Annotated in this window: 20 protein-coding genes; 11 read left to right on the top strand and 9 right to left on the bottom strand. The window is 71.1% G+C overall.

Going from position 1 to position 24,408, the window contains the following annotated elements; translation table 11 throughout:
* Positions 1 to 5: 5 nt before the first annotated feature.
* The 4 genes from AB0G20_RS09425 to AB0G20_RS09410 are packed head-to-tail and all read right to left on the bottom strand — an operon-like array spanning position 6 to position 2,985.
* The gene (locus AB0G20_RS09425) at positions 6 to 1,037 is read right to left on the bottom strand and encodes an NADP-dependent oxidoreductase (protein WP_361298331.1); all 1,032 of its coding nucleotides are present in this window, start codon (positions 1,035 to 1,037) and stop codon (positions 6 to 8) included.
* 4 nt (positions 1,038 to 1,041) lie between these two features.
* Complete coding sequence (locus tag AB0G20_RS09420) at positions 1,042 to 1,257, bottom strand: transposase (protein ID WP_190152981.1); 216 nt, start codon at positions 1,255 to 1,257, stop codon at positions 1,042 to 1,044.
* A 7-nt stretch (positions 1,258 to 1,264) separates the two neighbouring features.
* Entirely contained in the window at positions 1,265 to 1,567 is a 303-nt protein-coding gene (locus AB0G20_RS09415; protein WP_266896144.1) for a 2Fe-2S iron-sulfur cluster-binding protein, read from the bottom strand.
* Between the two features lie 8 nt (positions 1,568 to 1,575).
* Positions 1,576 to 2,985, bottom strand: a complete 1,410-nt coding sequence (locus AB0G20_RS09410; protein WP_361298326.1) for an aromatic ring-hydroxylating dioxygenase subunit alpha — start codon at positions 2,983 to 2,985, stop codon at positions 1,576 to 1,578.
* A gap of 355 nt (positions 2,986 to 3,340) precedes the next feature.
* Between AB0G20_RS09410 and AB0G20_RS09405 the strand changes: the two genes are divergently transcribed.
* Genes AB0G20_RS09405 through AB0G20_RS09390 form a run of 4 tightly spaced genes read left to right on the top strand, consistent with a single transcriptional unit; the run spans position 3,341 to position 8,195 of the window.
* The gene (locus AB0G20_RS09405) at positions 3,341 to 4,483 is read left to right on the top strand and encodes a substrate-binding domain-containing protein (protein WP_361298323.1); all 1,143 of its coding nucleotides are present in this window, start codon (positions 3,341 to 3,343) and stop codon (positions 4,481 to 4,483) included.
* Entirely contained in the window at positions 4,480 to 5,991 is a 1,512-nt protein-coding gene (locus tag AB0G20_RS09400; protein WP_361298320.1) for a sugar ABC transporter ATP-binding protein, read from the top strand. Before AB0G20_RS09405 ends, AB0G20_RS09400 begins: the two co-directional genes overlap by 4 nt.
* Before the next feature lie 27 nt (positions 5,992 to 6,018).
* Positions 6,019 to 7,149, top strand: coding sequence for an ABC transporter permease (locus tag AB0G20_RS09395; RefSeq protein WP_361298317.1), 1,131 nt, complete (start codon positions 6,019 to 6,021; stop codon positions 7,147 to 7,149).
* Between the two features lie 2 nt (positions 7,150 to 7,151).
* Entirely contained in the window at positions 7,152 to 8,195 is a 1,044-nt protein-coding gene (locus AB0G20_RS09390) for an NAD(P)-dependent alcohol dehydrogenase (protein WP_361298314.1), read from the top strand.
* A 37-nt stretch (positions 8,196 to 8,232) separates the two neighbouring features.
* Here the strand turns inward: AB0G20_RS09390 and AB0G20_RS09385 are convergent, their stop codons facing one another.
* The 3 genes from AB0G20_RS09385 to AB0G20_RS09375 all read right to left on the bottom strand — a co-directional run bounded on the left by AB0G20_RS09385 (position 8,233) and on the right by AB0G20_RS09375 (position 11,127).
* Complete coding sequence (locus AB0G20_RS09385; RefSeq protein WP_361298312.1) at positions 8,233 to 9,030, bottom strand: ThuA domain-containing protein; 798 nt, start codon at positions 9,028 to 9,030, stop codon at positions 8,233 to 8,235.
* 3 nt (positions 9,031 to 9,033) lie between these two features.
* Positions 9,034 to 9,798: an SDR family oxidoreductase gene (locus AB0G20_RS09380; protein WP_361298309.1), complete on the bottom strand. Its 765-nt coding sequence runs from the start codon at positions 9,796 to 9,798 to the stop codon at positions 9,034 to 9,036.
* Positions 9,799 to 9,888: 90 nt separating this feature from the next.
* Positions 9,889 to 11,127: an acyl-CoA dehydrogenase family protein gene (locus AB0G20_RS09375; protein WP_361298306.1), complete on the bottom strand. Its 1,239-nt coding sequence runs from the start codon at positions 11,125 to 11,127 to the stop codon at positions 9,889 to 9,891.
* A gap of 193 nt (positions 11,128 to 11,320) precedes the next feature.
* Here AB0G20_RS09375 and AB0G20_RS09370 point away from each other — a divergent pair, with 193 nt between their 5' ends.
* The 7 genes from AB0G20_RS09370 to AB0G20_RS09340 all read left to right on the top strand — a co-directional run bounded on the left by AB0G20_RS09370 (position 11,321) and on the right by AB0G20_RS09340 (position 21,546).
* A complete protein-coding gene (locus AB0G20_RS09370) occupies positions 11,321 to 12,859 on the top strand; it encodes an AMP-binding protein (protein WP_361298303.1) in 1,539 nt (512 codons plus the stop codon).
* Between the two features lie 39 nt (positions 12,860 to 12,898).
* Positions 12,899 to 13,504, top strand: a complete 606-nt coding sequence (locus tag AB0G20_RS09365) for a histidine phosphatase family protein (RefSeq protein WP_361298300.1) — start codon at positions 12,899 to 12,901, stop codon at positions 13,502 to 13,504.
* Positions 13,505 to 13,534: 30 nt separating this feature from the next.
* Positions 13,535 to 14,725: an acetyl-CoA C-acyltransferase gene (locus AB0G20_RS09360; protein WP_361298297.1), complete on the top strand. Its 1,191-nt coding sequence runs from the start codon at positions 13,535 to 13,537 to the stop codon at positions 14,723 to 14,725.
* Between the two features lie 19 nt (positions 14,726 to 14,744).
* A complete protein-coding gene (locus AB0G20_RS09355; RefSeq protein WP_361298294.1) occupies positions 14,745 to 15,719 on the top strand; it encodes a PDR/VanB family oxidoreductase in 975 nt (324 codons plus the stop codon).
* A gap of 83 nt (positions 15,720 to 15,802) precedes the next feature.
* Entirely contained in the window at positions 15,803 to 19,033 is a 3,231-nt protein-coding gene (gene icmF / locus AB0G20_RS09350; RefSeq protein ID WP_361298291.1) for a fused isobutyryl-CoA mutase/GTPase IcmF, read from the top strand.
* A gap of 29 nt (positions 19,034 to 19,062) precedes the next feature.
* A complete protein-coding gene (locus tag AB0G20_RS09345; RefSeq protein WP_361298288.1) occupies positions 19,063 to 19,923 on the top strand; it encodes a 3-hydroxybutyryl-CoA dehydrogenase in 861 nt (286 codons plus the stop codon).
* 222 nt (positions 19,924 to 20,145) lie between these two features.
* On the top strand, positions 20,146 to 21,546 hold the full coding sequence (locus tag AB0G20_RS09340; RefSeq protein WP_361298285.1) for an MFS transporter: 1,401 nt from the start codon (positions 20,146 to 20,148) through the stop codon (positions 21,544 to 21,546).
* A gap of 51 nt (positions 21,547 to 21,597) precedes the next feature.
* Here AB0G20_RS09340 and AB0G20_RS09335 read toward each other — a convergent pair whose 3' ends face one another.
* The gene (locus AB0G20_RS09335) at positions 21,598 to 23,502 is read right to left on the bottom strand and encodes a GAF domain-containing protein (RefSeq protein WP_361298282.1); all 1,905 of its coding nucleotides are present in this window, start codon (positions 23,500 to 23,502) and stop codon (positions 21,598 to 21,600) included.
* Positions 23,503 to 23,578: 76 nt separating this feature from the next.
* Positions 23,579 to 24,379: a 3-hydroxybutyrate dehydrogenase gene (locus tag AB0G20_RS09330; RefSeq protein WP_361298279.1), complete on the bottom strand. Its 801-nt coding sequence runs from the start codon at positions 24,377 to 24,379 to the stop codon at positions 23,579 to 23,581.
* Positions 24,380 to 24,408 lie beyond the last annotated feature (29 nt).

The raw sequence follows: 24,408 nt of genomic DNA, 5'->3' as shown, positions 1-24,408 counted from the left end.
CCGTTTCAGCCGGAATCGCCCAGGCGGACCAGCATCTTGCCGACGTTTCCGCCGCCGAGCAGGGACAGCAGCGCCCCCGCGGCGTTCTCGAGGCCGTCCACGACCGTCTCGCGCGCGGTGATCCGGCCCTCGGCGAGCCAGCCCGCGACCCGCTGCTCGAACTCCGGCCGCAGGTCGTCGTGGTCGCGGACGATGAAACCGCACAGCGTCAGCCGCTTGAGGACCGCCTGGATCAAATGGTTGATGTCCACGGTCCATCGGGCGCCGCCGAACTGCGACATCATGCCGCACAGGGCGACCCGGCCACCGGTCCGCAGCGCGTGCAGGGCGGCGGCGAGCTGCTCTCCGCCGACGTTGTCGAAGTACACGTCGATGCCGTCGGGTGCCATCCGGGCCAGGGCGTCGCGCACCGGCTCGGCACGGTAGTCCGCGGCGGCGTCGTAGCCGAACTCCTTGACCAGCAGGGCGCACTTGTCCGGTCCGCCGGCGGTGCCGACGACTCGGTCCGCGCCCAGCAGGCGCGCGAACTGGCCGGCGGCTGTGCCGACGGCCCCGGCCGCCGCCGACACGAAGACGGTGTCGCCGGGGCGCAGCGCCGCGACCCGGGTCAGGCCCACGTACGCGGTGAATCCGGTCTGGCCGAGCAGCCCCAACCAGGTGGGCAGCGGGGCGAGTTGCGGGTCGATGCGATCCGCTCCGTCGGTTTCCGCCCCGTCCAGCACGGCCCGCTCCCGCCAGCCGAGTTGGTGGCGGACGTAGACACCGGGCGGCACGCCGGGACAGCGGCTCTCCTCCACGACACCGAGGGCCCGGCCGTCGAGCGGTGACCCGGGGGTGAAGTTGTGCGTGTAGTGCTTCTCGGTGCTCTCCAGCCGCCCGCGCATGGACGGATCGACGCTCATGTAGAGGTTGCGGACGAGGAGTTGGCCCTCACCGAGGGGTGGCAGGGGGCGTTCCTCGACGGCGAAGTCACCGGAGGCCGGCTCTTTCTCGGGGCGGCGTACCAGACAGACCACGCGGGTGGTGCGCGGGGACACGGCGTCACCCCTCCGGCCGAGGCGGGGTGCGCCGCTGTGCGAGGCGGCCGACCCAGCCGGCCATCTGAAGGTCGGCGTGGCGCAGTTCGCCCGACTGCCACCGGGCCTGGAAGTCGAAGACGCCCTGTGCCCCGGTCCTGGGGTCGGTCACCTCGACGAGTCCGTCCTCGGTGAGCCGGTACACATGCCCGGTCAGCGGGTGGATCACTTGCTTGGACATGGGGGCCTCACTCCTGCACTCGGCGGCGCACGCCGCGCTTGGTCACGGTCACCGGGCCCTCGACCCGCAGCCGGCAGGCGAGCCGGGTCAGGCCGTCCACCGGCCTGCGCAGGGCCTCGATGCCCTCGCGCTCCAACGGGCCCACGGGGGAACAGTTCTCGGCGCCGTCCTCCACCTGGACGAAGCAGGTGCGGCAGGTGCCCTTGCCGCCGCAGACGGTGGGCCAGCGGTAACCGAGCCGCCGGGCGGCGGTGAACAGGTCCTCGCCGTCGAGGACTTCGAGCTCGACGCCCAGGGGTCTGACCGCCACGCGGTGGGTCACTGGTCCATCCACTGGTCGAGCGTCCGGTTGAAGTGGCGGATGCGGCTCTCCTGGTAGTTGGCCAGGGTGATGCCCGGCTTGCGCATCGCCTTGAGGCCCTGCTGGACGTAGGGGAGGTTTTCGCAGTCCTGGTCGAAGACGGGGCCGAGCACGCCGAGTTCGGGGATGTCGGCGAAGAGCATGTCCTCCGGCACCCAGCGGATCTTCACCGGGGGCGGCATCTCGCCGGGCTGCTTCGGGGACGACATGAAGATGATCTCCGCGGTGCAGGAGTCCGGGTCGAGGCCGTTGGGCCGGAACCGGTAGATGATGTTGGACTTGGCGCCGCCCCAGGGGTTGAAGTTGGGGAACAGCAAGTAGTTGATGGCGTCCAGCAGTTCGGTGTCGGCGGTCTGCGAGAAGTCCTGGCGCGAGGTGGCCGCCAGTTGCGCACGCATCCGCTCGGCGAGGACCTGGCGGGCGGTGCCGCCCGGCGGGATCGCCGGCAGTTCGTCGCCCTCCTGCATCACCAGGTCACGGCCCTGGGCCGCGGCGTAGAACGCGCGCGAGTCGTAGAACGTCTCGAGGACGTCCTCCTCCGTGACGGACTCCGCCACGTGCGGGCTGGGCGCGCCCTGGATGTTGATCATCCGGTTCCAGTTCGGCTGGTCCGCCATGACGTCGTACTGGGAGTTGGCGTCGGCGAGCCACGGCAGCATCTGCGGGTGGGTGGCGATCACGTGGAAGGACTCGATGAAGGCGTCCTGTGCGATCTTCCAGTTGCAGGGCAGCACCTTGGCGATGTGCAGCGACTTGTAGCGGTTCTCCAGTGGCCAGATGTAGTAGTCGTCAAAGGTGCCGCGGTAGGAGTCGAAGGACTCCGCGTACGGGTCCATGTTGATGAATACGAAGCCGCGCCAGGTGGCCACCTGGGCCTCGGGGAGGGCGAACTTCTCCGGGGTGACGTGCGGGAAGTCCCAGGCACAGGGCGGGGTCTGCATCGTGCCGTCGAGGTTCCAGGCGAAGCCGTGGAACGAGCAGCGGAACTCGCTGACGTTGCCGCCGCCGGTGCGCAGTTTGCGTCCGCGGTGCAGGCAGACGTTGACGAAGGCGCGGATCTCGTCGGGGGCCGTGCGCACGACGATGAGCGAGTCGTCGCCGATCTCGTAGACCTCGTGGTCGCCGACCTCGGGAATCTCGCTCTCCAGGCAGGCGAACTGCCAGACGCGGCGCCACACCTGCCGCATCTCGCGTTCGGCCCATTCGCGGGAGGTGAAGCGGGCGGTGTCGATGTCCTCGCTGCCCAGGTGGTCGTTCCGCTCGTACCTCAGGGCGGGGGGAACAGGGCGGCTGTCCTGGTCGAGGTAGTCCTGGACGCTGGGTCCGGGGCACCGCGCCGTGCCCAGCTCCGATGTTTCGTCCATCATCTCTCCTCCGGCAGAAACTTTAGAGTGAGTGTAGTTACCGGTTGCGGTCGGGAGCAACACTCGCGACGGTGAACGAGCCCGCATCTGCCGAGGTCATCGCGGAATCAGCTTGAGATCCTGGACTTTCTTGCGGCGACCCTCTCCCCAAGCACGCCGGGGCATGTCACACTCCGACCCACTTGAGGCTGTAGTGCCTCATAAGTTTCTCCGCTTCGGAACGGTCTTCTGCCCGTCCCGGACCCGCGCCCCGGGGCTCTCACCCCGGTGGCCCGCGCCGTACCCCACGTCGGCGATCGACGCAGCCCTGCATTCCCCAGCACCTCTTGCGTGCGCCACACCACGGGAGTACTCAACGATGAGTTCCAGACCCGGTCGCGCGGTCGGCCGCGCCCTCACCGCGATCGTCCCCGTCACTGCCCTGCTCACCCTGACGGCGTGCGGCAGCGGCACGACCCCGGCCGCCGACTCCTCGCAGGCGGCGGCGCCCGGATCGCCCGGCCTGACGGCGGCCCGTGCGGCTCTGAAGACGTATGCGCAGCGCCCCGCCGCGATCTCCGTCACCCAGCCGGTCGGCAAGAAGATTCCCAAGGGCAAGAAGATCGACTTCATCCTCTGCGGCGTCCAGTCCTGCAAGGACCTCGCCGACTTCTTCACCGGCGCCGCGGGACAACTCGGCTGGAAGGTCAGGCAGATCGCCACCCAGGGCACGCCGGAGTCCGTCCAGGCCGCCTACGAACAGGCCGTACGCGACAAGCCGGACGCCGTCGTCGCCTCGGGTTTCCCGCGTGCCGTCTACGCCAAGCAGCTGGCGCAGCTGAAGGCGGCCGGTATCCCGGTCATCCAGTCGAACTCCGACGACGTGGTGGGCGACGGCATCTCCCTGCTGAAGAACGGGCCGAAGGACGTCGGCATCCAGGGCCGGATGCTCGCCTCGTGGGTGGTGTCGAACAGCGGCGCCCAGGCGAACACCGTGTACTTCGATCTGCCGGCGTACACGATCCTCAAGCCCGTCAAGGACTCCTTCGCGGCCAACTACAAGAAGTGGTGCGCCGGTTGCGCGCTGGACAACGTCGACGTGCCGATCACCGCGGTGGGCAAGGACATGCCGGACCGCGTGGTGTCGTATCTCCGGTCACACCCGGAGGTGACCCATGTCGTCTTCTCCCTGGGCCTGCTCAACGTGGGCGTGCCCGCCGCTCTGAAGACCGCCGGCCTCACCGGCAAGCACATCGTGGTCAACGTCGGTGACGCGCAGAACTACCAGTACATCCAGAGCGGTCTCACCGACGGCGCGATGGCGCTGAACTCCCATGAGACGGCCTGGCTCCAGGTCGACGCGCTGGCCCGGCACTTCACCGGCCAGTCCATGGCCGTGGACCAGAAGGCGGCGCTGCCCAACATGCTCGTCACCAAGGACAACCTGCCTTCCGCCGACGGCGACTTCCCGATCGTCGAGAGCTACCAGAAGCAGTTCAAGGCGCTCTGGGGCCTGAGTTGACCGGGCCGGTCCTGCGGGTGGCCGCCCTGTCGAAGAGATTCGGCGGCACCCAGGCACTGAGGGACGTGGACCTCGAGGTCGCGCCCGGCGAGATCCACGCCCTCATCGGCCCCAACGGCTCCGGCAAGTCCACCCTCATCAAGATCCTCGCCGGCTTCCACCACGCGGAGCCGGGTGCGGTGGCCGAACTCGACGGCGAGCCCTTCGACCTCGGCCATGTCACGGCCTCCCGCCACGACCGGCTCCGCTTCGTCCACCAGGAGCTGGGACTGGTGGGCGAGTTGAGCGCCATCGACAACCTGGCGCTCAGTCACGGCTTCGCCCGCACGGCCTTCGGCAACATCCGCTGGCCGGAGATGGAGAGACGCACAACCGCCCTCGTCGAACGGTTCGGTCTCGGCATCGACGTACGCCGTCCCCTGGTGGCGGCGACCCCCGTGCAGCGCGCGGTGGTGGCCATCGCCGCCGCGCTGCAGGGCTGGGACGGCGGCCGCGGTGTCCTGGTGCTCGACGAGCCCACCGCCGTGCTGCCGCCCGGCGAGGTGGCCCGCCTCTTCGACATCGTGCGGGAGGTCCGCGACGCCGGCGCCGGCGTCCTGTACGTCTCGCACCGGATGGACGAAATCTTCGCGCTCGCCGACCGGGTCACCGTCATCCGCGGCGGACGCCGGATCGCCACACGCCGGGTCGCCGAGCTCACTCCGCGCTCGCTGGCGGAACTGATGGCGGGCGAGGAGACGGAGACCGACCACCGCCCGGCGCCCTCCGCCGGTCCCGCCGACCCGGTACTGGAGGTCCGTGACCTGTGGGCCGGGCCCCTGCGGGGAGTCGACCTCGACCTGGCCAGGGGCGAGCGTCTGGGCATCACCGGCCTGGTCGGCTCCGGCCACGAGGTCGTGCCGTACGTCGTGTGCGGGGCCCATGCCGGGCCGGTGAGCGGCAGGCTGCGGCTGCCGGAACGCTCCGAGCGGTGGACCGAGGCGCGTGACGCCGGCGCCCTGGGCCTTCCCCTGGTCCCGGCGGACCGGGCGGGCGAGGGAGTGATCGGCGACTTCTCGGTCGGCGAGAACCTCACCCTCCCGCTCCTGCACCGACTGCGCGCCCGGGCGGGGCGACTGCACCGGCGCCGCGAATCCGCCCTGGCGGAGGACTGGATCAGGCGGGTAGGGGTGCGCACGGCCGGACCCGGGGCGCGGATCACCACCCTGAGCGGCGGCAACCAGCAGAAGGTCGTCATGGCGCGCTGTCTGGCACAGCGCCCGCCGGTGCTGGCGCTGTGCGAGCCCACGGCGGGCGTGGACGTCGCCACCCGCCTGCAGCTGTACGACCTGATAGAGCGTCAGGCCGACGAGGGCATGGGCGTCATCGTGTGCTCCTCCGACACGCAGGACCTGCTCGCTCTGTGCACCCGTGTCCTGGTGGTGCGCGACGGCCGGATCGCACGGGAGATCAGTGGCCGGGACGTCACCGAGTCCGCGCTCGTGCACGCCATGGAAGGAACCGAGTGACATGAGCCTTGGAAGGGACCCTCTGACATGACATCCACCCCGACCCGGGCGGCACAGCTGCCGCCGTCCGCACCGCAAAGGTCCGCGGTGTTCGTCCCCGGGGCACTGGGCCGGCGGGCGGTGACCGCCCTGTCGTTCCGGAACATCGGCGCCGTATACGTGTGGCTGGTCATCGTCGTGCTCTTCTCCGTGTGGGCGCCGGACACGTTCCCGACCATCATCACGGTCAAGCAGGTACTGAACGGCAACGCCGTGGCCGGCCTGGTGGCACTCAGCGTCGTACCGCCACTGGCCGCACGCGTCTTCGACCTCTCGGTCGCCTACACCATGTCGCTCACCAGCGTGCTGACCGCCCGCTTCCTGGTCTCCGCCGGACTCGGTCCCGGCGCGGCGATCACCCTGGCGATGGCCGCCGCGCTGCTGATCGGAGTCGTCAACGCAATCGTGGTGGTGGTCCTGCGCGTCGACTCGTTCATCGCCACCCTGGCCACCGGAGCGCTGATCCAGTCCCTGATCACCATGGTCACCAACGACAGCTCCATCACCGGTGTGCAGCTGCTCGCCAAGCCGTTCGCGAGCATCGCCCAGCTGGACGCGGGCGGCATCACTCTGCCGGTGCTGTATCTGCTGCTCGCCGCGCTCGCCATCTGGTTCCTGCTGGAACACACCGCCACCGGGCGCCGGTTGTACGCGACCGGCTTCAACGCCGACGCGGCCCGGCTGCAGGGCGTGCGCACCGACCGGCTGCGCTTTCTGACCCTGGTGGCCTCCGCGCTGCTCTCCGGCTTCGCCGGCATCGTCTTCGCGTCCTCGGTCGGATCCGGCTCGCCGACCGCGGGCACCCCGTATCTGCTGTCGGCGTACGCCGCCGCCTTCGTCGGGGCGACCCAGTTGCGGGCGGGCCGCTTCAACGCCTGGGGCACGGTGCTCGCGGTCCTCCTGCTCGGCACGGGCATCACCGGACTCGGGCTCGCCACCAGCGCGCAGTGGGCCGCAAGCCTGTTCACCGGCTCGGTCCTCATCGTGGCGCTGGTCCTCACGGGTGGCCGGATCACCCTGCCTGCCGTGCTGCGCCGCCGGAAGGGAATCCCATCGCTTGCCGGCGCCGGGACTCCCACGGAGAGCGGCGCCCTGCCTGCCACCAGCAAGGAGATCTGACCATGAAGGCTGTGCAGTACCGGAGGGTGGGACACGCCCCCGAGGTCGTCGAGGTTCCCGTGCCCGAACCGGGCCCGGGCCAGGTGCTGTTGAAGGTGACGGCGGCGGGGCTGTGCCACTCCGACCTGGCGGTCATGGGCTGGCCCGAGGAACAGTTCCCCTACCCGCTGCCGATGACGCTCGGCCACGAGGGTGTCGGCACGGTCGCGGCCGTGGGCAGCGGGGTCACGGCAGTGGCGGAAGGCGACGACGTGGCGGTGTACGGCCCGTGGGGCTGCGGGCACTGCCACAACTGCGCCCAGGGCAAGGAGAACTGCTGCCCGCGCGCCGCCGGGCTCGGGATCCTGCCGCCGGGACTCGGCTCCCCCGGTGCGCTCGCCGAGTACATGCTGGTGGACTCGCCCCGCCACCTGGTGCCGCTGAACGGACTGGACCCGGTGCAGGCCGCCCCGCTCACCGACGCGGGGCTGACGCCCTATCACGCGATCAGGAGGTCACTGCCCAAGCTGGTCCCGGGCAGCACGGCGGTGGTGATCGGGGTCGGCGGTCTGGGTCACCTCGCCGTACAGCTGCTCCGCGCCCTGACACCGGCCAGGGTGGTCGCCCTGGACGTGAGCAAGGAGAAACTCGAGCTGGCACGCACCGTCGGCGCCCACGAGACGCTCCTCTCCGACGGCGCGGCGGCCCCACGGGTGCGGGAGCTCACCGGCGGGACGGGAGCGGACGTGGTGCTGGACTTCGTGGGAGCCGAGGCGACGCTCGCGGTGGCCGCGGCGTCGGTAGCGGTGGAGGGCGACGTGACGATCGTCGGCATCGGTGGGGGCACCCTGGCGGTCGGCTTCGGCGGTGGGCTGCCGTTCGAGGTCTCCGCCTCGTTCCCCTACTGGGGCAGCCGCACGGAACTCATGGAGATCGTCGAGCTGGCGCGACAGGGGCTGGTCTCCTCCCACGTCGAGACCTTCACACTCGACGAGGCGCCGACGGCCTACGAGCGTCTGCACGCCGGCGGCATCAACGGCCGCGCGGTGGTACTGCCGCACGGTTGAGACGCGACCCCGTGCAGGGCCGGCGCCCGAGCCTCGCTCAGGTGCCGGCCCGCTCCTCTGCCGGGTTTCGCCCACTCACCGTCCGCCCCACACACCGCCGCAGCACCGTCATGAACTCCGGCCTTTCCCACGGTCCGCGATCCACCCGGCCGGTGTCGTCCACGCCCAGGTCCTGTACGTCGTAACGGCTCCTGCAGTGCCCGAGGGTGAAGTAGCAGACCTCGCCGAGACCGTGCCGCTTGAGATACAGCACCGGTCGGGGCGCGGCGTCGAGGGCCGCCGTGTCGCCCTCGGCGAAACCGCGGCACGGCCCCGTGTACTCGGCATGCAGCAGCACCTCCAACTCCCCGTGCAGCTCGCACACGTAGAGCTCGTCGGTCACCGTGAACGGGCCGACCCCGGCGACCAGCGGATGCTCGGGCCGCGTCACCCGCACCTCGTACGGCTCGATCGGCGGATGGGCCAGGAACTGGCTGCCGAGCACCGGCGCCAGTTCCCCCAGGAGCCGCGGGGTCGTGAACACCCGCGGTCCGTCACTCGCCGACGGCTCGATCACCGAGTTGGTGCCGTGCAGGGCGAGCCAGCGCCCGCCCCGCTCGACGAACCGTGCCAGCGCGGCCCGCTGTGCCGGGCGGGGCCGGACGTCACAGGTGTAGGTGACCAGCAGGTCGGCCTTGTCGAGCGGGGTCAGGCAGTCGTAGTCCTGATACACGCTCGTCCGGACCCGTGGATGCTCACCGAGCAGCTCCAGCAGCCGGAGCCGCGCGTAGTCGAAGTCGTGCCAGCGTCCGCCGCAGACCAGCACGGCGTCCAGGCGGCCGGCCGGGCCCGCCACGGCTCAGTACTGGACGCGGGTGAGCAGCCCGCCGTCCACCACGAGGTTGACCCCGACGCAGAAGGAGCCGGTCCGCCCGAGCAGGAACGCCACCGCCGCGGCCACGTCCTGCGCGGTGCCGTAACGGCCGATCGGGAGCTTGGCGAGCACCTCCTCGTACACCTCCGGGCGGCTGGTGCGGATGGTCTCCCAGGCGCCGCCGGGAAAGTCGATCGGGCCGGGCGAGACGGTGTTGACGCGGATGCCCTTCGGCGCGAGGGCGTGCGCGAGGGCCGAGGCGTGCTGGACCACGGCTGCCTTGAGCGCGGAGTACGAGTTCGCTCCGGCCGGGCGCGCGGTGTCGGAGGCGTTGGTGGTGCCGATGGCGACGACGGCGGCCCGGTCGGAGGCCTCCAGATGGGGCAGGGCCGCCTCGACGAGTCCCGCGAACGGGATCAGGTCGCCGCGCAGGCTGGCCTCCCAGGACTCGGGGCCCTTCACGTTGCCCGCCGACACGTTGGACACCAGCAGGTCCAGGCCGCCGAGTTCACCGGCCGCGCGCTGCACGAAGCCCGCGAGCGCGGCCGGGTCGGTGACGTCGACCGGTTCCGCGAACACCGTGGCCCCCTCGCCGCGCAGTTCGGCGGCGGTCTTGGCCAGTCCTTCTTCGCCCCGGGCGCACAGCGCCAGGGCACAGCCCTCGGCCGCCAGGGTGGTGGCGATCGCCCGGCCGATGCCCCGGCTCGCGCCGGTCACCAGCGCCTTCGCGCCTGTCAGTCCCAGATCCATCGATGTCACTCCTTTGTGATTGGCGAACGCGACTGCCGAATGCGATTGCCGAATGTGACTGCCGAATGCTGCTGTTGAAGACCCTGCGCCTCAGTTGCCGGGAAGCTGCGAGAACGGCATGCGGTCCACCCGCGGCTCCGGCGGCAGCTTCAGCACCCGTTCGCCGATCAGGTTGCGCTGGATCTGGTCGGTGCCTCCGGCCAGCCGGTAGCCGGGGGCGCCGAGCAGGTGCTGCGCCCAGGCGAAGGTGCCCGCCTCCCCGGTGTCGGCGCTGATCCGCGCGCCCATCAGCTCGGCGGCGACCTGTCCCGTGCGGGTGAGCAGGTCGGAGGCCATGAGTTTGGTCAGCGACGCCTCCGGTCCCGGCCGACCGCCGGCGGCGCTCGTCCTGGCGACGCGGTCCACGGTGGCCGCGCGCAGGGCGGCGCGTACGTACAGGTCGGCGAGGCGCTGGCGGACCAGCGGGTCCTCGGTGCGGCCGAGGGAGCGGGCGAGTGCGAGGACGTCCGCGAACGTGCCGCCCTTGCGACGGTTGCCGCCGCCGGAGGCGGTCCGCTCGAAGGCGAGCGTGGTGGTGGCGACCTCCCAGCCCTGGCCCGGTCGCCCGATCCGCAGCCGGTCCGGAACACGGACGCTGCTGAGGAAGACCTCGTTGAAGGAGGCGCCGCCGCTCATCTGACGGATGGGGCGCACCTCCACGCCGGTGGCGTCCATCGGGACCAGGAAGGCGGTGATGCCGGCCTGTTTGACCACGTCCGGGTCGGTGCGGGCGAGCAGCAGACCGTAGTCGGCGAACTGGGCGCCCGAGGTCCACACCTTCTGACCGTCGATCACCCACTCGTCGCCTTCTCGGCGGGCACGGGTGCGCAGGGCCGCGAGGTCGGATCCGGCACCGGGTTCGCTGAAGAGCTGGCAGGCCAGCAGGTCGGTGCGCAGGAACGCGCGCGCGTACGTGTCACGCTGCTCGGCCATCCCGAACAGGGAGACCGCCATGCCGACAAGGCGCACCGTGACGCTGATCAGCTCGGTGGATGGCGGCACCTCGAAGGCGGACTCCTCCTCGGCGAAGGCCGCCACGTGGGCGGCGGTCAGGCCCGCGCCGCCCTTGTCCTCGGGGAGGGTCAGTGCCTGGTACCCGGCGTCGAAGCGGGCGCGCTGGTAGACGCGGCAGCGCTCCAGGAGCAGGCGTTCCTCGTCCTCCGGGAGGTTGTGGAACACGGCGAGGTCGGCCGCCCCTGTGGCGGACTGCGGCGCCCGCGCCGGTTCGAGCACGCCGGCCAGCCACTGCCGGACCTGTGTGCGCCATGCGTCCGGATCGGGCTGGGACATGGCTCCTCCTCGAATACTTACCAGACGGCAGTTTGAGTAACGGCGATCGGGAGTACACCGCCCCCACCTCTGGAACTTGGGGAAATGACTCCGCCTGGAACCAGAGTGTTCCGCACTTTCTTGATAAACGCTACAGTCTCCGCATCTCCTCTCCCTTCGAATCGGGAGAGGCCCAGGAGCCGCCGGAGGAGCCATGTCGCTGCTGCCACTCGACCGTCGCGCCCAGGAGACACCCGACGAGCCCGCCCTGGCGGACGACCTGGGCGTGCTGTCCTGGTCGGGCCTTGCCGACCAGGTGGCGCGGGCGACGACACGGCTGCTGGAGCTCGCGCCCGGCCCCGACGACCGGATCGCCGTCCTCGGCGACAACGCGATCCCTACGCTGGTGGCCCATCTGGCCGGCCTGCGTGCCGGAGTGGGGACCGTGGCCACCTCCCGGAACCTCACGTCGGGCGAACTCGTCGACCAGATCATCGACGCGGGCGTGACCGGAATCATCGCCGGACCGGTGGGCGCGGGTGCCGCCCTCGACGCGGCCCGGGAACTGGGCCTTCCGGTCGTGATGCACGGAACCCCGGCGGTCGGGCACGCCTTCGCCTGGGACGCATGGCTCGCGGCCGCGCCCGCCGGGCGCACGGCCCCGACGGACCGGCCCGCCCGGCCTCCGCTCGTCTACACCTCGGGAACCACCGGACGGGCGCGCGGCACCGAGGTGCGCTGGGTGAGCGGCCCGGTCGCCGACAGCTCCGCCTACCTCGCCGCGATGGCCTCCCGGCCGGGATTCCCGCCGGGACCGCACCTGGTGTGCGGCCCGCTGCAGCACAACGCGCCGCTGACCTCACTGCGTCACCTGGCGGCCGGTCAGCCGGTCATCGTCCTCGACAGATACGACGCGGAGACGTTCCTCAGCCGGGTGCAGAGGTGGCGGGTCTCCTCGACGGTGATGGTGCCCACCCACTTCCAACGGCTCCTCGCCCTCCCGGAAGAGGTCCGCGCCCGCTACGACGTCTCCAGCCTGCGGCAGGTCTCGCACACCGGCTCCGCGTGCCCGCCGGACGTGAAGCGAGCCATGATCGAGTGGTTCGGACCGGTGCTGACCGAGTCGTACGGCGCCAGCGAAGCGGGAACCGTCGCCCGCATCAGCAGCGCCGAGTGGCTGGCGCACCCGGGCTCGGTCGGGCGGGTCCGGCCCCCGTTCGAGGTCCTGGTCACCGACGACGCCGGGCGGCAACTGCCGCCCGGCGAACAAGGACTGCTGGCCTTCCGGGCCCCGGGGGACCAGGGCGTCCGCTACCACGCGGACCCGGACAAGACCAGGTCCGCCTACCTCTCCCCCGGCGTCTTCACGCTCGGCGACATCGGCTACGTCGACGCGAACGGCTACATCTTCATCACCGACCGGGCCGCGGACGTCGTGGTCTCCGGCGGCGTGAACCTGTACCCGGCCGAGAGCGAGGCGGTCCTGCGGCAGCACCCGGCGATCGCCGAGGTCGCGGTCATCGGCGTGCCCGATGCGGACTTCGGCGAGTCGCTGCGGGCGCTGGTCGTGGCCGCGGCCGACGAGCCGCCGACCGAGGACCTGGACCGGTTCTGCCGCGACCGCCTCGCCGCCTACAAGTGCCCGAAGTCGTACGAGTTCGTCCCCGAGCTGCTGCGCAACGCGATGGGCAAGCTCGACAAGCGTGCGATGCGGCGCCCCTATTGGACCTCGGAACGGACCATCGCCGGCTGAGCCGACCCGCCCGTCCCTCACGCGTACGAAGGATCACCCATGACCGAACTCCTCCTCGTCCGGCACGGCCTCCCCCTGGCGGGCGTGTTCGATCCGGGGCTGTCGCCTGAGGGCAGCGCCCAGGCGGAGCGTCTCGCCGCCTGGCTCGTGCACGAGGACGTCGACGCCCTGTACACCAGCCCATTCCTGCGTGCCCGCGAGACGGTGGCTCCCCTGGAACGGCTCACCGGCATGACCGCCACCGTCCTCGACGACCTGCGCGAGTGGGACACCGACGTCTCCCACCCCTACATGCCACCGGAGCAGATCGGCGCGGAGGACCCCCGCGGGGCGGCACTCGCCGAGGGACGCTACGAGGACTTCGTGCCCGATCTGGACTGGGACGCCTTCCGTGCGCGTGCCGTACGCGCCATGGACACCATCTTCGACGCCCATCCCGGCGGGCAGGTCGCGGTCGTGTGCCACGGCGGGATCACCAACACCTACCTGGCGACGGTGCTCGGCCTGCCGACGATGTTCTGGTTCCATCCCGGCTACACGTCCGTCAGCCGGGTGCGGCGCATGCCCGGCGGCCGGATCGTTCTGCACTCGGTGAACGAGACGGCCCACATGATCGCCCGACGTGCCGTCGACGCGGCCGCCTGACCCCGTCCCACTCCCCAGGAGGTCCCGGCCATGCCCGGATCCGTCATCGTCGCCGGAGCAAGGACGCCCATCGGCAGACTCATGGGCGCCCTGAGCACGGTGTCCGCCGTCGACCTCGGCGCCCACGCCATCGGCGCGGCGCTGGCCGCCGTGCACCTGGACCCGGCAGCCGTGGAAGCCGTCGTCATGGGCCATGTCGTGCAGGCCGGGGCCGGCCCCAACCCGGCACGGCAGGCCGCGATCCGCGCCGGCATTCCGTTCTCCGTCCCCGCGAGCACCGTCAACAAGCTCTGCCTGTCCGGTCTGCACGCCATCGCCCTGGCCGACCTCATGATCGCCTCCGGCCGTCACGACGTGGTCATGGCCGGTGGCATGGAGTCCATGTCGGGCGCCCCGCACCTGCTGCGCGGATCACGCACCGGCTGGAAGTACGGCTCGACCACGGTGGAGGACGCCCTCGACCGTGACGCCCTCGTCTGCGCCTTCGACGGCGTCTCCATGGGAGCGGCCACCGAGCGCTATCAGCAGCCGTACGCCCTGACGCGCGAGGAGCAGGACGAGTACAGCGCGCTGTCCCATCAACGGGCCGCCCAGGCACAGGAGTCGGGTGCGCTGTCCGAGGAGATCGTCCCGGTCACCGTGGCCGGGCGCCGGGGCGAGACGGTGGTCGACACCGACGAAGGCGTACGGCCGGGGAGCACCGCAGAGGGCCTGGGGCGGCTCAAGCCGGCCTTCTCAGGGGCGGGCACGATCACCGCGGGCAACTCGTCACAGCTTTCCGACGGCGCCGCAGCCGTCGTCGTGATGAGCGCGGAGCGCGCCCGCCGGGAGGGCCTGACCCCGCTCGCGGAGATCGGCGCCTACGGCACGGTCGCGGGCCCCGACCCCTCGCTGCTCGTCCAGCCGGCCGGCGCGGTCCGCGACGCCCTGTCCCGGGACGGCCGGCTGAAGTGCGCCGATCTGGACCTGTTCGAGATCAACGAGGCGTTCGCCTCAGTGGCTCTGGCTTCCGTACGGGAGTTGGACATCCCTCTGGACAAGGTGAACGTCAACGGCGGCGCGATCGCGCTCGGGCACCCGGTCGGCATGACCGGAGCCCGGCTGGTGCTGACCCTCGCGACCGAACTGCGACGGCGCGGAGGCGGCAGCGGAGCGGCGGCCCTGTGCGGGGGCGGCGGCCAGGGCGACGCGCTGCTGCTTCATGTGCCGACGCAGGCCTGACCCCCGGAGCTGACTCACCATGAACGACCAACTGCTCGCCTGGACGACCCTCACCGTGGCGACCCGCACCCCCGCCGCCGACGGCGTCGTCTCCCTCACCCTGCGCCGCCCCGACGGCGGTGTGCTTCCCGCCTGGGCTCCGGGTGCCCACATCGACGTACTCCTGGACGGCGACGACGGTGAAGAGGGCGGCCTGATCCGTCAGTACTCCCTGTGCGGCCACCCGGCCGAGCATGCGGCCTGGCAGATCGCCGTGCTGCGCGAGCCGCGGGGCCGGGGCGGTTCCGCGTACGTCCACGACCACCTGCACGAAGGCACCACCGTGCGGGTCCGCGGACCGCGGAACAACTTCCCGTTGCGGCCCGCGGCACGCCATCTGTTCATCGCCGGCGGCGTCGGCATCACGCCCATCCTTCCCATGGTCGAGGCCGCCGAGGCCGCGGGAGCCGACTGGCTTCTGCTGTACGGCGGCCGCACCCGCACCTCCATGGCGTTCCTCGACCGCCTCGCCCCGCTCGGGGACCGCGTACTCATCCGTCCGCAGGACGAGTACGGCCTGCTGGACCTCGCCGCCCACCTCGGCGCACCCGAGGAGGGCACCCTGGTGCACGCCTGCGGTCCCGAACCCCTGCTGCGAGCGGTGCAGGAGCAGTGCGCGGGCCGGCCCCCCGGCACGCTGGGCATCGAACGGTTCGCCCCCGCGCAGACAATGGGGTCCGGACCGGCCGAGGCCTTCGAGCTGGAGCTCGCCCGCTCCGGGCTCACCCTCACCGTGGCGCCTGACCGCTCGGTACTCGAAACGATCGAGGAGGCCGGCGTCGCGGTGGACTTCTCGTGCCGGGAAGGCACGTGCGGCACCTGTGAGACGGACGTACTGGACGGCGAACCCGACCATCGCGACTCGCTGCTGAGCGAGGACGAGCGGGCCGCCGGCGACACCATGCTCATCTGTGTCTCCCGCTCGTGCGGGCCTCGCCTGGTCCTCGACCTGTGACGGCGATCACCTCCAGCAATTTACTAGGACGTCCTAGTATCTCTGGCGTCAGCAATACCCCCGCTCCGTCCGGGAAGGCCCTCATGAGCGATCTGCACCGGCCCGTGCACCCTGTTCGCCTGGTCACCGCTTCAGCCCTGTTCGACGGGCACGACGCGTCGATCAACATCATGCGGCGGATCTTCCAGTCCCAGGGTGCCGAGGTGATCCACCTGGGCCACAACCGCTCGGTGCGGGAGGTCGTGGACGCGGCGCTGGAGGAGGACGCACACGGCGTGGCCGTCTCCTCCTACCAGGGCGGGCACGTCGAGTACTTCGAGTACCTGGTCGAGTCGCTGCGTGCGCAGGGCGCCGGCCACATCCGCGTGGTGGGCGGCGGAGGGGGCGTCATCGTGCCCGACGAGATAGCCCGGCTGCGCAACAGCGGGGTGACCATCTTCTCCCCGGAGGACGGCCAGCGAATGGGCCTGGCCGGGATGGTCAACTCGGTGGTGCAGGACTGCGACTTCGACCTCTGGGACGGCAAGCCGGCCGACGCGGCCGCCGTACTGGCCGGTGACCGGTTCGCGATCGCCCGAGCCATCACCGGTGCGGAACTCGGCAAACTGCCCCCGGAGTTCCTCGCACAACTGCGTGCCACGGCTGCCGCCGGGTCGGTTCCGGTGCTCGGCATCACCGGCACCGGTGGTTCGGGGAAGTCGTCGCTGACCGACGAGTTGGTGCGCCGGTTCCGTGTCGACCAGCAGGACAAGCTGCGGATCGCGGTGATCGCGGTCGACCCGACCCGTCGCCGCGGCGGCGGCGCCCTGCTCGGTGACCGGATCCGGATGAACTCCCTGGACGGCAGCCGGGTCTTCTTCCGCAGCCTGGCCACCCGCGGCAGCCGCGAGCTGCCCGAGCATCTGTCCGACGTGGTCGACGTCGTCAAGGCAGCGGGCTTCGACCTGGTGATCGTGGAGACGCCGGGCATCGGCCAGGGCGACGCGGCGATCGTGCCGTTCGTCGACACCTCGATGTACGTGATGACGCCGGAGTTCGGCGCCGCCTCGCAGCTCGAGAAGATCGACATGCTCGACTTCGCCGACGTGGTTGCGATCAACAAGTTCGAGCGGCGCGGCGCCAAGGACGCCCTGCGCGACGTGGGCCGCCAACTGGTCCGCAACCGCGAGGCGTTCGGGATGCGGCCCGAGGACATGCCGGTGTACGGCACCTCGGCGGCGACCTTCAACGACGACGGCGTCACCGCGCTGCATCAGCACCTGAAGGCCGCCCTGGCCGAGAAGGGACTGCCGCTGTCGGAGGGCGCGTTGGCCGCGGTCGACATTCGCCATTCCTCCGGCATCCGGCAGGTGATTCCCGCGGACCGGGTGCGCTACCTCGCCGAGATCACCGACACCGTCCGCGCCTACCACGGCGAGACCGCCCAACTGGCCGAGGCGGCACGGCGGGTGCAGCGCCTGGACGCGGTCCGGGGCGAGCTCGTCGAGGCCGGCTCCGACGCCGAGAACGTGCAGTCGCTGCTCGACGAGGCCCGCAGGCGGCTCCCGCACGACATCAGCGAGCAGATCGAGAACTGGCCCGCCGTCATCGCCGCCTACTCCGGCGACGAGCAGGTCGTGAAGGTCCGTGACAAGGAGATCCGCACCAAGCTGACCCGCGAGTCCCTCTCCGGCAACAAGATCCCCCGCGTCGCCCTGCCCCGCTTCACCGACCACGGGGAGCTGGTGCGGTTCTGGCGCGGGGAGAACCTGCCCGGCCACTTCCCCTTCACCGCCGGGGTGTTCCCCTTCAAGCGCGACGGCGAGGACCCGGCGCGGATGTTCGCCGGCGAGGGCGACCCGTTCCGCACCAACCGGCGCTTCAAGCTGCTCTCCGAGGGCCAGCCCGCCACCCGCCTGTCCACCGCCTTCGACTCCGTCACCCTCTACGGCCGCGACCCCGATGAACGTCCGGACATCTACGGCAAGGTCGGCACCTCCGGCGTCTCGGTGGCCACGCTGGAGGACATGAAGGCGCTCTACGACGGCTTCGACCTGGTCGCGCCGACGACGTCGGTGTCTATGACGATCAACGGGCCCGCGCCGACCATCCTGGCCTTCTTCCTCAACACCGCCGTCGCCCAGCAACTCGACCGCTTCCGGGCCACCGAGGGCCGCGAACCGTCGCCCGAGGAGGCGGCCGAGCTGCGGGCGCACGCGCTGGCGAACGTGCGAGGCACAGTCCAGGCCGACATCCTCAAGGAGGATCAGGGCCAGAACACCTGCCTGTTCTCGACCGAGTTCTCCTTGCGGATGATGGCCGACATCCAGGAGTGGTTCATCGCGCAGAAGGTCCGCAACTTCTACTCGGTGTCCATCTCCGGCTACCACATCGCCGAGGCCGGCGCGAACCCCATCAGCCAGCTCGCCTTCACCCTGGCCAACGGCTTCACCTACGTCGAGGCCTACCTCGCCCGGGGCATGCACATCGACGACTTCGCCCCGAACCTGTCGTTCTTCTTCTCCAACGGCATGGACCCCGAGTACTCCGTTCTCGGCCGCGTGGCCCGCCGTATCTGGGCGGTCGCGATGAAGGAGAAGTACGGCGCGGGCGAGCGCAGCCAGAAGCTGAAGTACCACGTCCAGACCTCGGGCCGCTCGCTGCACGCCCAGGAGATGGACTTCAACGACATCCGCACCACCTTGCAAGCCCTCATCGCGATCTACGACAACTGCAACAGCCTGCACACCAACGCCTACGACGAGGCCGTCACCACCCCCACCGAGGAGTCGGTCCGCCGCGCCCTGGCCATCCAGTTGATCATCAACCGGGAATGGGGCCTGGCCATGAACGAGAACCCCCTCCAGGGCTCGTTCATCATCGACGAACTCACCGACCTGGTCGAGGAAGCCGTCCTGGAGGAGTTCGAGCGGATCAGCGAGCGCGGCGGTGTGCTCGGCGCGATGGAGACCGGCTACCAGCGCGGCCGTATCCAGGACGAGTCGATGCTCTACGAACAGCGCAAGCACGACGGCACCCTGCCCCTCATCGGCGTCAACACCTTCCGCAACCCCCACGCCGACATCGCCGAGCCCGGCGTCATCGAACTCGCCCGCGCCACCGAGGAGGAGAAGCACTCCCAACTGGCGCGCGTACAGGACTTCCAGGCCCGACACCAGGAGCCGGCCCACGCCGCCCTGGCTGCCCTCAAGGACGCGGCGGTGGGCGGCGACAACGTCTTCGCCGTCCTCATGGACGCCGCCCGCGTCTGCTCGCTGCAGCAGATCACCGACGCCTTCTTCGAGGTCGGCGGCCAGTACCGCCGCAACGTCTGACCCCTACCACTGACCGGACAGGACATCACATGGAATCCGTCACCCGTCTCGGCGTCGTCGGCTGCGGCCTCATGGGCTCCGGCATCGCCGAAGTCGCCGCCCTGGGCGGCCTCGACGTCCGTGTCGCCGAAGCCACACCCGACGCCGTCGAGGCAGGCCGCCGTCGAGTCACCGCCTCCCTCGACCGAGGCGTGCAGCGCGGCAAGATCACCGAGGAACAGCGCGACCAGGCCCGCGCCCGGCTCTCGTTCACCCACGACCTCAGTGACCTGTCCGACCGTCAATTCGTCGTCGAGGCCGTCGCCGAGAACCGCGAGATCAAGACCGACGTCCTGCGCTCCCTGGACAAGGCGGTCGAAGACCCCGCGGCGATCCTGGCCACCAACACCTCCTCCCTCCCCGTCGTCGATCTCGCCGTCGCCACCGAGCGGCCCGGCCGGGTCATCGGCATGCACTTCTTCAACCCCGTTCCGGTACAGAGGTTGGTCGAGCTCGTTCCCGCCCTCACCACCAGCCCGGACACCGTGCAGCGCACCCGCGACCTGGCCACGCAACTCGGCAAGCAGCCCATCCAGGCACCCGACCGCTCCGGCTTCGTCGTCAACGCCCTCCTCGTGCCCTACCTGCTCAGCGCGGTCCGGATGGTGGAGTCCGGCGGCGCCCGGCCCCAGGACATCGACGAAGGCATGGAACTCGGCTGCGCCCACCCCATGGGCCCGCTCCGCCTGCTCGACCTGATCGGCCTGGACACCGCCCAAGCCGTCGCCGAGTCGATGTACGAGGAGTTCAAGGAACCGCTGTACGCCCCGCCGGCACTACTGCGCCGCATGGTCGCCGCAGGCCACCTCGGCCGTAAGAACGGCCGCGGCTTCTACGCGTACGACGCCTGAACAAAGGCCGGCCGCCCACAAAGCCCAGGCCTGCCCAGTACCGTCGTGACGCTACGTGATGGGTACAAAACTCCTCACTCGGACTTCGAAGTGAAGGCATAGGGGGCGCACGCATACTCCACCCCCGTACTATGTAGTCCCACCACATGTCCGCCTGACCTGCCTCTTCCTACGGTGTGCCGACACGTACCCGTCCCCATCGCACACGAGGAAGTGGCGCACATGGCCTCCGCAGCATCCGCTCCACCGACGCCCGGCACCCCCGCCAGCCTCAAACGCATCGTCGCCGCCAGCCTCATCGGCACCACCATCGAGTGGTACGACTTCTTCCTCTACGGCTCCGCCGCCGCGCTCGTGTTCAACAAGCTGTTCTTCCCGGACTCGGACCCGCTCGTCGGCACCCTGCTGTCGTTCCTGACGTACGCGGTCGGGTTCGCCGCCCGGCCGCTGGGCGCGCTGGTGTTCGGGCACTACGGCGACCGGCTCGGGCGCAAGAAGCTGCTGGTGCTGAGTCTGCTGCTGATGGGCGGGGCGACCTTCGCGATCGGGCTGCTGCCGACGCACGCCTCGATCGGTACGGCCGCGCCGGTGCTGCTCACCGTGCTCCGGCTGGTCCAGGGGTTCGCCCTCGGTGGTGAGTGGGGCGGTGCCGTCCTGCTGGTGTCGGAGCACGGGGACGCGCGGCGGCGCGGGTTCTGGGCGTCGTGGCCGCAGACCGGCGCGCCGGCAGGGCAGCTTCTCGCCACCGGTGTGCTGTCACTGCTCACGGCCCTGCTGTCGGACGCCGCGTTCGGCAGCTGGGGGTGGCGGGTGCCGTTCCTGCTCTCCGGGGTGTTGGTGATCGTCGGTTTGTGGATTCGTCTGTCTGTCGATGAATCGCCGGTCTTCAAGCAGGCGTTGGAACAGGCCGAGGCCCGTAAGGCGGACGTCGCGGCGGCGGCGGAGAAGCTGCCGCTCGTCTCGGTGCTGCGGCACCACTGGCGTGACGTCCTGGTCGCGATGGGGGCGCGCATGGCGGAGAACATCAGCTACTACGTCATCACCGCGTTCATCCTCGTCTACGCCACCACCTCGGCCGGCGTCTCCAAGCAGACCGCGCTCAACTCGGTGCTGATCGCCTCGGCCGTGCACTTCGCGGTCATCCCGGCGTGGGGCGCCCTGTCCGACCGGATCGGCCGCCGGCCCGTGTATCTGATGGGTGCGGTGGGGGTCGGGTTGTGGATGTTCCCGTTCTTCTCGCTGATCGACACCGGCGGCTTCGGCAACCTGATCCTCGCCGTCACCGTCGGGCTGGTCCTGCACGGAGCGATGTACGCGCCCCAGGCCGCGTTCTTCTCGGAGATGTTCGCGACGCGGATGCGCTACTCCGGTGCGTCGATCGGCGCCCAGTTCGCCTCGGTCGCGGCGGGCGCGCCCGCGCCGCTGATCGCCACCGCGCTCCTGTCGGACTACGGCAGCTCCACTCCGATCGCCCTGTACGTCATCGCCGCCGCCGTGCTCACGGTCATCGCGGTGGCGGCGGCCAAGGAGACGCGCCACCGGGACCTGGCCGACGTCGCACTTCCCACCGGCCGGGAAGCGGACCGGGCGACCGCCTCCGCGGAGGAAGCACGCACCGCCTGACCCGCCAGGAACCCGTGGTCTCCGGCCCCCGTACGTGCGTGCGTACGGGGGTCAGTGCTGTGCGGGCTCCGACAACTGGTGGAGTCGCAGCGCGAGTTGGATCTCCAGGACGCGGGCCGGGCTCTGCCAGTCGTCGCCCAGGAGGCGGCCGACGCGCTCCAGGCGCTGGGCGACCGTGTTCACATGGACGTGCAGTTCGTCCTTGGTGCGGGCGGGGCTCATGCCGCAGGCGAAGTACGCGTCGAGGGTGCGCAGCAGGTCCGTGCCGCGTCGCCGGTCGTAGGCGATGACCTGGCCCACGGTGCGGTCGACGAAGCCGGGGATGTCCCGGTCACCGGCCAGGAGCAGCCCCAGGAAGCCGAAGTCCTCGGCGGCGGCCCCGTCCCCGCAGCGGCCGAGGACTCGGAGGGCTTCGAGGCAGCGGCGGGCCTCCGCGTAAGCCGTGGCCACGGTCTCGGGGCGGGTGGCGAGCTCCTGGGCGGGTGCGGATGCGCCGACCGTGACCGGTGCGTGGACCGCTGTGCCCAGGTGCCGGGCGGCGCGGCGGGCCACGTCGGTCGCGGTGTCGCCGGGGCCGAGGGGCAGCAGCAGCACGGTGCCCCCGTCGCGCGCGGCGGCCAGGCCGTGCCGGGTCGCGGCCAGGTGGGACGCCGCCGCTGCCAGGCGTCTGCGGGCGTCCGCCTCCTGGTCGGCACCGGCCGCACCGACCTCCAGCCGCGCGGCCAGCACCACGTGGAGCGCGTCGAGGTCGGCGTGGAGCCGGGTCGCACGCTCCCGCAGCAGGCGCGGGTCGCGGTCGCGGGCGTCCAGCAGGTCGTCCAGCAGCTCACCGCGCACGCGCTGTTCGGCCTCGGCGGCGGATCTGCGGGCCAGGAGCAACAGGGAGGTGACCATGGCGGCACGCTCCAGGGTGCGCTGGTCGACGGGGTCGAGCCCCGGGTGCCCCCGCAGCACCAGCGCGCCGAGGAGTTCGCCGCCCGCTGCGACGGCGGCGATCCAGTCGTCCTCGTGCTGTACCGCGTGCCCCTCCGCACCGGACTTCTCCAGGGCGCCGGCGGGTGCGGCGGCGGTCTCGGCGAACTCGACCGTGCCGTCGAGGATCTCGGAGACCGCGGCGGCCACGTCGTGCACCCCGCCGCCGCGCAGGACGAGCTCGGCGAGCCGGTCGTGCACGTCGGAGGCGCGCTCGATGACGCCGCTGCGGTCCCGGATGATCTCGTTCGCCCGCTCCAGGCCGGCGAGAGCCGACCGGGTCTCGGCGAGCAGATTGGCGGTGTCGATGGCGGCCGCGGCGAGGGCGGCGAAGGAGCCGAGCAGGGCGATCTGCTCCCGCTCGAAGACCCGGGCCCGGCGGTCCGCGGCGAACAGCACGCCGATGACGTGGTGCCCGAGCGTCAGCGGCACGCCGAGAATGGCCACCAGCCCCTCGTCCCGCACGCCCGCGTCGATGGTGTGGGTGTGCTGGAAACGGTCGTCCTCGAAGTAGTCGTCGGTGACATAGGGGCGCGCGGTCTGTGCGACGAGGCCGCCGAGCCCTTCCCCCATGCCGAGCCGCAGCTGCTGGAACCGGGCCGCGACCGAGCCCTCGGTGACCCGCATGTAGGTGTCGCCGCGCTCCGTGTCGTTCAGGCTGAGGTAGGCGACGTCCGTGCCGAGCAGTGAGCGGGCGCGCTGCACGATCGCCTGGAGGACGGCGTCGAGGTCGCGCAGCCCGGCGAGGTCGTGGGCGGTCTCGAACAGGGCGGACAGCTCCGCCTCGCGCCGGCGTCGCCCCTCCAGCTCGGCGCGCACGCGCAGGGCGAGCGGCTTGGCCTGCTGGAGCGCGGCGATCCACTCCGCCGGGCGCCCCTCGGCACGCGCGAGCAGCTCCGGCTGCTCATAGGCGTCGGCCGACGCTCCCCGGGCCAGGAGCTCGAGGAACGGCATTTCGGCGGACTGCACGTGATCGCTGGACATGCTCACAGGATTCACCATGACCGGGCCGTCCCGTCAGCCCTGTGGACAACTCCCCGGAGCCGATGGGACCGGCTGCTCAGTGGGCGGTCCAGCCACCGTCGAGCACGAGCGAGGTACCGCTCACGAAGGACGCCTGCGGACTGCACAGATATGCCACCGCCTCGGCGACCTCCTCCGGTTCGATGAGCCGTTTGACGGCGCTGTCCTGCAGCAGCACCTCGGACAGGACCCGCTCCTCGGGGATGCCGTGCGCCTGTGCCTGGTCGGCGAGCTGCTTCTCGACCAGTGGGGTACGCACATAGGCGGGGTTCACACAGTTCGAGGTGACACCGTGGGCCGCGCCTTCGAGGGCAGTGGTCTTGGACAGTCCCTCCAGACCGTGTTTGGCGGCCACATAGGCCGACTTGTAGGCCGAGGCGCGCAGCCCGTGGACGGACGACACGTTCACGACGCGGCCCCAGCCCTGCCCGTACATGTGGGGCAGGGCCCCGCGGATGAGCCGGAACGGTGCCTCCAGCATCACGGTGAGCACCGTGTGGAACACCTCGGGCGGGAACTCCTCGATGGGACGGACCAGTTGGAGCCCGGCGTTGTTGACGAGGACGTCGGTGCCCGCGGCAGCGAGTTCGGCGGCGTCCAGGTCGGTGAGGTCGAGGACGTGTGGCTCCACCGTCCCGGCGAGGCCGCACCCCTGGTCGGCCAAGGCCTCCAGGCCCGCGGCGTCCCGGTCGACGGCTCTCACTTTGGCCCCGGCGGCCGCGAGCCGCAGCACGCAGGCACGGCCGATGCCGCCGGCGGCGCCGGTGACGAGCGCGGTGCGGCCGCCCAGGTCGAGCGGGGAGGCGTGGGGGGCCGGGAGGGCACGGGGCGCGGTCATGGTTCGACCCTAGGCAGCGCTCATGCCCC

Source organism: Streptomyces sp. NPDC024017 (genome assembly GCF_040638895.1).
Taxonomy (GTDB): domain Bacteria; phylum Actinomycetota; class Actinomycetes; order Streptomycetales; family Streptomycetaceae; genus Streptomyces.
This window is presented reverse-complemented; position numbering and strand designations above follow the sequence as displayed.

Coding starts and splice junctions, on each gene's coding strand:
- AB0G20_RS09365 (WP_361298300.1), top strand. CDS start 12,899: ATGACCGAACTCCTCCTCGTCCGGCACGGCCTCCCCCTGGCGGGCGTG.
- AB0G20_RS09380 (WP_361298309.1), bottom strand. CDS start 9,798: ATGGATCTGGGACTGACAGGCGCGAAGGCGCTGGTGACCGGCGCGAGC.
- icmF (WP_361298291.1), top strand. CDS start 15,803: ATGAGCGATCTGCACCGGCCCGTGCACCCTGTTCGCCTGGTCACCGCT.
- AB0G20_RS09360 (WP_361298297.1), top strand. CDS start 13,535: ATGCCCGGATCCGTCATCGTCGCCGGAGCAAGGACGCCCATCGGCAGA.
- AB0G20_RS09395 (WP_361298317.1), top strand. CDS start 6,019: ATGACATCCACCCCGACCCGGGCGGCACAGCTGCCGCCGTCCGCACCG.
- AB0G20_RS09340 (WP_361298285.1), top strand. CDS start 20,146: ATGGCCTCCGCAGCATCCGCTCCACCGACGCCCGGCACCCCCGCCAGC.
- AB0G20_RS09410 (WP_361298326.1), bottom strand. CDS start 2,985: ATGATGGACGAAACATCGGAGCTGGGCACGGCGCGGTGCCCCGGACCC.
- AB0G20_RS09355 (WP_361298294.1), top strand. CDS start 14,745: ATGAACGACCAACTGCTCGCCTGGACGACCCTCACCGTGGCGACCCGC.
- AB0G20_RS09335 (WP_361298282.1), bottom strand. CDS start 23,502: ATGTCCAGCGATCACGTGCAGTCCGCCGAAATGCCGTTCCTCGAGCTC.
- AB0G20_RS09420 (WP_190152981.1), bottom strand. CDS start 1,257: ATGTCCAAGCAAGTGATCCACCCGCTGACCGGGCATGTGTACCGGCTC.
- AB0G20_RS09375 (WP_361298306.1), bottom strand. CDS start 11,127: ATGTCCCAGCCCGATCCGGACGCATGGCGCACACAGGTCCGGCAGTGG.
- AB0G20_RS09330 (WP_361298279.1), bottom strand. CDS start 24,379: ATGACCGCGCCCCGTGCCCTCCCGGCCCCCCACGCCTCCCCGCTCGAC.
- AB0G20_RS09390 (WP_361298314.1), top strand. CDS start 7,152: ATGAAGGCTGTGCAGTACCGGAGGGTGGGACACGCCCCCGAGGTCGTC.
- AB0G20_RS09370 (WP_361298303.1), top strand. CDS start 11,321: ATGTCGCTGCTGCCACTCGACCGTCGCGCCCAGGAGACACCCGACGAG.
- AB0G20_RS09345 (WP_361298288.1), top strand. CDS start 19,063: ATGGAATCCGTCACCCGTCTCGGCGTCGTCGGCTGCGGCCTCATGGGC.
- AB0G20_RS09405 (WP_361298323.1), top strand. CDS start 3,341: ATGAGTTCCAGACCCGGTCGCGCGGTCGGCCGCGCCCTCACCGCGATC.